This is a genomic window from Leuconostoc rapi (genome assembly GCF_016908715.1).
In the GTDB taxonomy this organism is placed as follows: Bacteria; Bacillota; Bacilli; order Lactobacillales; family Lactobacillaceae; genus Leuconostoc; species Leuconostoc rapi.
Window position 1 is genome coordinate 153,722 of the sequence record NZ_JAFBEK010000004.1, and the last position, 8,230, is coordinate 161,951.

The 8,230-nt window shown below is 34.7% G+C and carries 11 protein-coding genes and 1 tRNA gene; 4 read left to right on the forward strand and 8 right to left on the reverse strand.

All coding sequences use genetic code 11. The features are described from left to right. Positions 1-46: 46 nt before the first annotated feature. Entirely contained in the window at positions 47-628 is a 582-nt protein-coding gene (locus JOD28_RS05815; protein ID WP_204769906.1) for a TetR/AcrR family transcriptional regulator, read from the reverse strand. Between the two features lie 33 nt (positions 629-661). Then, positions 662-1,180: a molecular chaperone gene (locus JOD28_RS05820; RefSeq protein WP_204769888.1), complete on the reverse strand. Its 519-nt coding sequence runs from the start codon at positions 1,178-1,180 to the stop codon at positions 662-664. Positions 1,181-1,295: 115 nt separating this feature from the next. Between JOD28_RS05820 and JOD28_RS05825 the strand changes: the two genes are divergently transcribed. Then, positions 1,296-1,369 (forward strand) — tRNA-Arg (locus JOD28_RS05825). Positions 1,370-2,113: 744 nt separating this feature from the next. On the opposite strand, the gene JOD28_RS05830 is transcribed toward JOD28_RS05825, so the two are convergent. The 6 genes from JOD28_RS05830 to JOD28_RS05855 form a co-directional block, all read right to left on the reverse strand. Next, on the reverse strand, positions 2,114-2,320 hold the full coding sequence (locus JOD28_RS05830; RefSeq protein ID WP_204769889.1) for a CsbD family protein: 207 nt from the start codon (positions 2,318-2,320) through the stop codon (positions 2,114-2,116). Positions 2,321-2,468: 148 nt separating this feature from the next. Continuing rightward, a complete protein-coding gene (locus tag JOD28_RS05835; protein WP_204769890.1) occupies positions 2,469-3,092 on the reverse strand; it encodes a pyridoxamine 5'-phosphate oxidase family protein in 624 nt (207 codons plus the stop codon). Between the two features lie 81 nt (positions 3,093-3,173). Next, positions 3,174-3,494: a DMT family transporter gene (locus JOD28_RS05840; protein WP_204769891.1), complete on the reverse strand. Its 321-nt coding sequence runs from the start codon at positions 3,492-3,494 to the stop codon at positions 3,174-3,176. Positions 3,495-3,712: 218 nt separating this feature from the next. Then, entirely contained in the window at positions 3,713-4,372 is a 660-nt protein-coding gene (gene trmB, locus JOD28_RS05845; protein WP_204769892.1) for a tRNA (guanosine(46)-N7)-methyltransferase TrmB, read from the reverse strand. 46 nt (positions 4,373-4,418) lie between these two features. Further along, positions 4,419-5,678, reverse strand: a complete 1,260-nt coding sequence (locus tag JOD28_RS05850; protein ID WP_204769893.1) for an ABC transporter permease — start codon at positions 5,676-5,678, stop codon at positions 4,419-4,421. After that, positions 5,665-6,408: an ABC transporter ATP-binding protein gene (locus JOD28_RS05855; protein WP_204769907.1), complete on the reverse strand. Its 744-nt coding sequence runs from the start codon at positions 6,406-6,408 to the stop codon at positions 5,665-5,667. The genes JOD28_RS05850 and JOD28_RS05855 overlap by 14 nt, the downstream gene beginning before the upstream one ends. Before the next feature lie 71 nt (positions 6,409-6,479). Between JOD28_RS05855 and JOD28_RS05860 the strand changes: the two genes are divergently transcribed. From JOD28_RS05860 to JOD28_RS05870, 3 genes are read left to right on the forward strand one after another with little or no spacing between them, the layout of a single operon-like run. Then, a complete protein-coding gene (locus JOD28_RS05860; protein WP_204769894.1) occupies positions 6,480-6,902 on the forward strand; it encodes an HIT family protein in 423 nt (140 codons plus the stop codon). An 11-nt stretch (positions 6,903-6,913) separates the two neighbouring features. Further along, positions 6,914-7,156, forward strand: coding sequence for a hypothetical protein (locus JOD28_RS05865; protein ID WP_204769895.1), 243 nt, complete (start codon positions 6,914-6,916; stop codon positions 7,154-7,156). A gap of 55 nt (positions 7,157-7,211) precedes the next feature. After that, on the forward strand, positions 7,212-8,120 hold the full coding sequence (locus tag JOD28_RS05870; protein ID WP_204769896.1) for a peptidylprolyl isomerase: 909 nt from the start codon (positions 7,212-7,214) through the stop codon (positions 8,118-8,120). Positions 8,121-8,230: the final 110 nt, after the last annotated feature.

Genomic DNA, 8,230 nt, shown 5'->3' on the forward strand with positions numbered 1-8,230 from the left:
TTTCAATTATAACAAAACCAAATCATTTCGTCAATATAACTTACTCTTATTTTTTATCCAAACGTTCAAAATTAAATAACGCCAAACCAGTTTGCGCCCATCCTGTTGTATTAATACGTAAGATTTCAACAAACTCTGCTAACAATTCAGTTTGTGCTAAGTTCATATTTTCCACCAACCATTTAGCAATAAGTGCCCAAAAACCACCAGTAACTATTTCCCATTGAAATATTTGTCGACGACGGAGTTCATCATCAGTTATTACAGACAACTGGGTTTGCATTTGTGTTCGCATGCGTGACATTAATGTTGTAAAATAAATTGAATCATGATGTAAATTAAGTACTGCATTATAAAATGCGGCACGATCACTAACTGCTGCAATCATTTTAGCTAGATGAAATTGACCTTGTATTTGTGCCATAAATGCTACTAATAAACTGTTATTAACTTCTGAAATTAAATGTTCCTTATTACGATAATACTTATAAAAAGTCCCTCGTGTCACTTGTGCACGACCTAGTAACGTTGTAATTGAAAATTCTGGCTGTGTCGTTAATAAACCAATCGTTGTTTCCTCAATAAGCTTTTTTGTCCTTAAAATTCGAGCATCTTCTTTTCCCACAATAATCCTCCTAACAAAAAAGCACAATGACTGTGCTCACTCCTCATTTTTGGCGCCAATTTTGTAAATTGCTGATTCAATATTGAGATCAATTTTCATTTGCGTCACGATATCAGCACGTTGTGCTGAACTTTTATTCATTGCATTGACAGACATTGTTATAATCGTATCAAATTTATCATGAAACCGGGATGCCACACTACCATCAATATTATAATGCCCTTTTTTAGCGGCTTGGACAATTGTGATGATACCATCTCGACCATAAAATGCATCTCTCAGTGCTTGTGCATCGGCATTACTCAAATTGCGGCTATTATGTTTAATAATCTGATCACCAGATTTTTCAATTGCTGTCATCGTTTTGGGCTTCTTGTAATTGAAATCATCCAATTTATCAATAAAATCATTGATATTGCTACGAGAAGCTTTTAAATGTCGATAGTCTGCCCTAGGAATCGACACACCAGCATATTTTGGTTGTTGATTCACTGTTGCAAAAGCAGCCAATAGTACAACAATAATAACACCTAAGGCAATAAATGCTTTTCTCATATATTAATTCCCCACATTTCAATACCTCTAGTATACTATGAATAATTAAATTTTTAAAATAGATGTTTTAAATCTTTAAAATTTACTGTTTTTATGCTATGATATAATTTGTATTGCGTTGGTAGCTCAGCTGGATAGAGCAGCCGGTTTCTACCCGGCAGGTCGAGGGTTCGACTCCCCCTCAACGCATATTGGCCGTTTTACCATATTTGTTGGTAAGACGGTTTTTTGTTTGGAAAGTGTTGGTGTGATTGGCTTTAGAGTAACTATATGTGCTTATCAGTAATCACTAAAATTCACTATTTTTGCTACAGGTTGCTACAAAAGTGCTACAAACTAAACCTACAATTTAGCTCCTTTTGTTATTTATTTAGCCGTATTAGCGTACTCAAAGTAAATGTCGATTTTACCTGAATATATTTGGCGAATGGTTCTAATCCAATACAAGCTTTTCGACTTCTTAGTGAGCCGTTTGATAATCTCTGCTACTAAGCGACTATCAAACAACGTAATTATCATGTTTTTCAATAAAAATGTACAATATATGAGTTTAGATGTATAATCTAAACAAATTCGAAAGGGGCATTTTCATGATCGCAGCAATACTTGACTTTTTCTCAGGAATTATAGGTAGCTTCGCTAGTGGTTTAATGCACGATGCTCACAAAAAAGATAAGGATGAGAAGGACGCATAGACTCGTTAATATACAGGTATGTATAAGATTGGTAAAAATTCTATCAAGCATACTGACCGTTTTATCAGAATTTCACATAAAACGGTCTTTTATTTTTAAAAAAATATATATGATTACGGTTTAAGCATACATATAGACTACATTATAATTAAATATCGTGTTTTGACCGCTTTGAGCGACAATTTACAGCATACAAAAACCAATTAGACATTAATCCAATTGGCCAACTTTGTCTTACTTATTTTTCTTCATCATCTTTTAATTTATTGATACTATCCTTCACTGAATCTTTAGCATCTGTCACTGCGTCTTTTACTTTACCAAAAACGCCTTGAGCCTTGCCTTCAGCTTCACGCTGTTTGTCCCCTGTAACTTTACCCTCTACCTCTTTTGCCTTACCAGCAATTTTGTCTTTTGCATTATCAAACTTTTCTTCAACTGACATATAATGTTCTCCTTGAGTTTTATTTGATGTTACACGTTTATTATAACACACCTCATAAAATATGGCAAAAATGCCATATTTTATGGTGACGATTCTAAAAAACATACAAACACTAAGTTAATTTCTCTTGCGCATTGAAATGTTAACTTTAAAAAGTTATATCTACAGGCTGATCTCGAAATGATTCAACTTTGACAGATCTAAGTGTTAATTGAATAACTGCCTTATTTTTAAACGTGTCCGACAATTCTCTTATTTCCGAATGTTTGGTTAATGTTTGTTGTAATTGATCTGATGTAACCATATTTACGTCAATCTCGTTGGAAGTCAATCTAGTGCCCGTTTTTTTATCAAACCAAGTTGCAATTGCTACTGATTGACTATCACGTATGTTTTTAACCCTTTGCGAGGTCACATCTGACACGACATAAAAAACATTTGTCGCAGTATGCGACTGTTTAAATGTTATGATGTTTGATGCAATCTTTCCTGCTGCATCAGCCGTTGATAATATTAAAATATTATCTAAATTTTGAAGGGCTTTCTGAAAGGGATTACTATTTTTTAAAACAGTTACAGATTTAAATTGACGTTTTTGTTTCAGAATAGTTAGTATGGTCAGTGGCACTGTCAAAATAATATAACCCACAATCGTAGCCAACAATGATTTGTAGAAATAATTATTGACACCTGATATATCAACAATGTATGTAGAAACAAACATCGTGATTAAAAAAATAAAAAATAATTGAATAAATCTTTTAGCGTACATCGTAACCCCCATCACTTATGCTATCATAATTTGCAAAATCCAAACAATTGAATAACACTTTGCTATGTATTTCAAAAAATATTATTCGCCAGCAGTCACTTTAATACCAACAATAGCCACGATTAATAAAACAATAAAAAACCAAGTAGCCACTGGAAACTTATCATGAAATAATAACACGCCAACAACCACTGCCCCAACAGCACCAATACCCGTCCAAATTGGGTAAGCCAAACTAAAGGGTAATTGTTTCACTGCTTTTAATAAGAAAAACATACTAGCAATTAAACCGATAATTGTTATCATTGCCCAACCAATCTTAGTGAAGCCTTGGCTTAATTTCATAGTTGTTGACCATAATATTTCAGATAACCCTGCAAGTAATAAATAAAGCCATGACATATGATAATATCTCCTTAAAAATAAAAACAAGCGCCAGCTAGCTTTAACCACTTCCGACGCGAGGATTTGAGTAATGAAACATCAATATCACTATATTTTAACATATTTTTTTACGGCACAAATTTGATTCTTTTAAATAGGTGTACCCAAAAGATAAAAACGCTACCCTTTAAGAGTAGCGTTTTTTATTCATAATAATTATTGCAACCCTTGTGGCTCTAAAAGTGAGCCTTAATCTTATAGATTGGTTGACCTTTAGCCATGAACTTTTGTTCATATTCAGTTTCAATATTACCAGCAACCTTTTCAACATCATGATGCAAGTCTAATGTATAATCATCCGTTGTCCATCGCATACCATAATTCATAAAACTAATCATTGAGTATTCAAACAAGTGTCGGTTATCCGTTTTAAATTCGACCTCACCATGTTGTGGCAAAATTGCTTCATAGGATTTTAAAAATGATTTGTAAGTTAAGCGACGAGATTCGTGTCGCTTTTTTGGCCAAGGATCAGAAAAATTAAGGTACAGTTTCGACACTTCTTCTTTTTCAAAATAAGTCTCTACACCGTTGCCATTACCATAAATGTAACGCAAATTTGGCAACTTACCTACTTGGTCAAAACTTCTACGCGCAGCCATTGCCACAGCTGTTTCTTGAATTTCCATGCCGATATAATTGATTTCTGGATGAGCTAACGCCATCCCTAATATAAATTGTCCTTTTCCAGAACCAATTTCAATATGAATTGGTTGATTTTGATCAAATAGCGTTTGCCACTGACCAATTTTTGCCGTTGCCTGTTCTTGATCAATCACAATATCAGAATGTTCGGTTAACCAATCAGGTGCCCAGGGTTTTGCTCGAAGATGCATATCGTTTCTCAATGTGTTCTATATGGGTTAACACATGGCTTTCTTTTTATTTTATTTTTTGGGGAATATAAACGCGGTTTAAAAATAGACTAACAACACACATTGTGATACCTACAGCAATTAGCGCCATCCAACCATGTATGGCACTAACGCACGTAAATAGAACAATCAGGATCATCATCATTTGTTTTATTAAATGACTAAACGCTTTTTGATTCGATTTATTATCAATTGGTAATAGACGGGTCCAAATATTTTGTTGCGTTGTCGTATAAAGCGGCACTAACTGAAATATCACCAGATACATCATAAGCGATGCAATTCCTGCAATTAACCATGTTGGTACATCATTTAAAGCGTACAAAATAATAATAGCTACAGTTATTAAACGCATAATCAGTGGTAACAATTCAGTATCTCGCATAAAGCGTGTTAAATACAAGCGATATATGACTGGCTGCCGTTTAGCCAGCCACTTAATGATAACATCCAGATAATGTCGCCGTTTAGATGTACGTGGTTGGTTTGGTACTTCGGCAAAAGTCGCATAAAAATGCAACACCCGTTGCTCATGGTCTATCGCTTGAGAAACAGCTACCGGCCAATCAATCGCCAAACTGTTAGATCTTGATTCACTAATGTAAGTCACCCTGCCCAATAATACAATCAAAATCATCCAAACACTTCCAAACATCCATATGAAATCGCTTGGCAGCTGTCGTATTAGTGTGGTCATCATGGCCGGCACTAAAAAGTTTAACAACAATCGGCGTGCAATCACATGAGATTCCAACCATACAAGTCTTGGGTTTACAAAAAAAGTCGCACGTGTGGCTAACAATAACAACCATTTATAGCTTACCATAAACAATAACAACAACATCATACGCGTCAATGTAAACCGATGGCTTTGCACTAAAATAGGTGTTAAAACAACAACAAAAGCTAATTGCCACAAAGCACCATAAATAGTACTCAGTATCATACTATGATTAAAATACTTTTTTATTATTATTTGATCACTACCCATTAGATATAGACGATCGGCAGGTTTTAAATAGGTCACAATTGTGCCTACCTGTAATCCCAAAAGCATCCATAGCACCTCAACAAGCCACCAACAGTTTGATTGCAAAATTGAGTTAAGGATCGGAGAAGTGATTAGTTGTCGATAACCTAGCACACCAACACCAAAAGCAATTAAAAGGAACACAACGAAATGATCATTGAAAAGTAATCTTAAATATTTCATATTTGTACGTTGTGCACGAGCAAAACGCTGCATGAAAAGATTATTTAACGTCATCAATTCCAGCCCCTTGTATCAAATCAAAAAAATCATCCAATTGCGTCATCGGTAACCCATATTTTTGTGCCAATGCTTTGGGTGAACCCTCAAAGTAAACATGCCCGTCATGTAAAACAATAAATTTATCAACAAATTGAGTCGCTGACGCCAACAAATGCGTTGTCATTAAAACGCTTCGTCCAGCCTTAGCCTGTTGGCGCAAAAGGTTAGTAACTGCTTTTTGTGCTAGTGTATCCAATCCCAAAAAAGGCTCATCAACAATTAACAATGGTGCATCTAACATGAAAGCTGACACCAGCATCACCTTTTGACGCATCCCTTTTGAAAAATGGATCGGTAACCAATGTAATTTATCTTCTAGACGAAATACTTTAAGTAACGCAAGCGCATGGTCCCAAGAAGTACTATCATCCATTTCATGAGCAGCTAACATCAAATGCAAATGCTCACCTAAAGTCAGTTCCTCATACAAAATGGGCTGTTCCGGAATATATGCAATTTGTGATTTAAAAGCTGTGGGCTCATTCGCTAACTGTATATCATTTAATGTGATAGTGCCCTGCTTTGGTCGTAATTCTCCGATAACATGGTTGATCGTCGTTGACTTTCCAGCGCCATTCAAGCCAATCAAAGCAACAATTTCACCATCAGCAACTGCTAACGAAATATTTTTGAGTACCGTGTTGCCAGCGTAACCGCCGGATAAGTTTTCTATGTTTAATCCCATGTCATCTATTATAACAGGCATATCGTATTATTTGCTATAATAGAGAGAACAAAAAGAAATGAGGGTAAAACATGACAATTTTTGATAAAATTATTGCTGGTGAAATTCCAAGCTACAAAGTATATGAAGATGACGATATCTTAGCATTTTTAGATATTTCACAGGTCACACCAGGCCACACACTGGTTGTACCAAAGCAACCAGTCACTGACATTTTTTCATACGATGACGATTTAGCACAAAAAGTATTATTAAAATTGCCCAAAATTGCGCGAGCCATTAAAGCTAGCAACAATAAAATTAGTGGCATTAACATACAATCTAATAATGGCCCTTCTGCTGGTCAAACTGTTTTATACTCACACTGGCACCTCATTCCACGCTATGATAATGACGGACTAAATGACAAACTTGCGCCCACAATTGATAATAGTGCAGAATTTTCAGCAGAACGGTATCAAACAATTGCTAATGCAATTGCCTCTCAATTTTAAAGGAGAAACTTATGAAAATTTTTGATAATTTGAAAAATCTGACAACTCAAATTAAAAAAATTGCGACATTAACAAAAAAACTTCAAGCTCAGCAAGCTATCGTATCTGAAAAATTAATTGCGGCGCAAGCAGTTCAAGAAGACATTCAACGTGATATTGAAAAAATGAATTTCAAAAATCAACCACACTTAGACCGTATTCAAGAAAAAACGACTCATCTCAATGCTGAATTAGCAAAGTTTAAAGCGAAATAACTGTTTTTGTGGTAAACTATTCAAATACTCATTAGAAAAGGAAACGAAACACGTTATGCGTAAATTTATTTGGGGGCTCCTTGTAGTAATTTTTATTGGGGGTCTTGTCTTCCTTGGTTTAAACTCATCAAAGACTTTGATGACGTCAGACTCAGGAAAAATCACAGAAAACGAATTCATAGCTGACATTAAAAAGTCATCAGCCGGACAACAAGAATTTGCTAATATGGTTATTAACAAGGTTCTTGCTAAGCAATATGGTGGTAACGTATCAAAATCAGATATTCAAGATGCCTTTGATACACAAAAAGCACAATATGGCGATTCATTTAAGCAAGCCTTGGCATCTAACAACACAACCGAAGATCAACTAAAGGTAAATATCAAAAACAACTTAATTATGACTGCCGCAGTTAAAGCAAATTACAAAATAACTGACAAGCAACTCAATGATGCCTATAAGAATTATCATCAAAACACTACGATTTCCTTAATCACTGCGAAAAATGAAGATGCTGCTAAAAAAGCCATTGATGATTTGAAATCTGGCGAAAACTGGGATACTGTTTATAAAAAGTATACAACGGATAAAACATACGCAAAACAAAATGGCCAATTACCCGCATTTGATTCAACTAGTACAGCTATTGATACAGCCATACAGAGCGCTGCATTTAAGTTGAACAAATCAGGCGACTACTCAAGCTCACCTATTACTGGTTCAAATGGTGGTTATTACGTTATTACTTTAAACAAAAAAGCATCTAAACCTGGTTTAAATAGCGTCCGAAATAAATTATCAGATCAAATTGTATCATCATTCTTGAATGATCAGAAAAACACATCAAAAATTCAAGCAATTGTTGGAAAAATTTTACGTAAAGAAAACGTCAATGTAAAAGATTCTCAACTAAAAAATGCTCTAAACACTTATATGACAGCTGGTATTTCATCATCAAAGTAAAAAACATAACCTCTTTGAAGTGAACCCAATAACTTGGACAAAATAAAAAAATGTCCAGAAAGTTATTGGGTTTTTTCTATGTCTAAATATTCAAATGAATTTAAATTAAT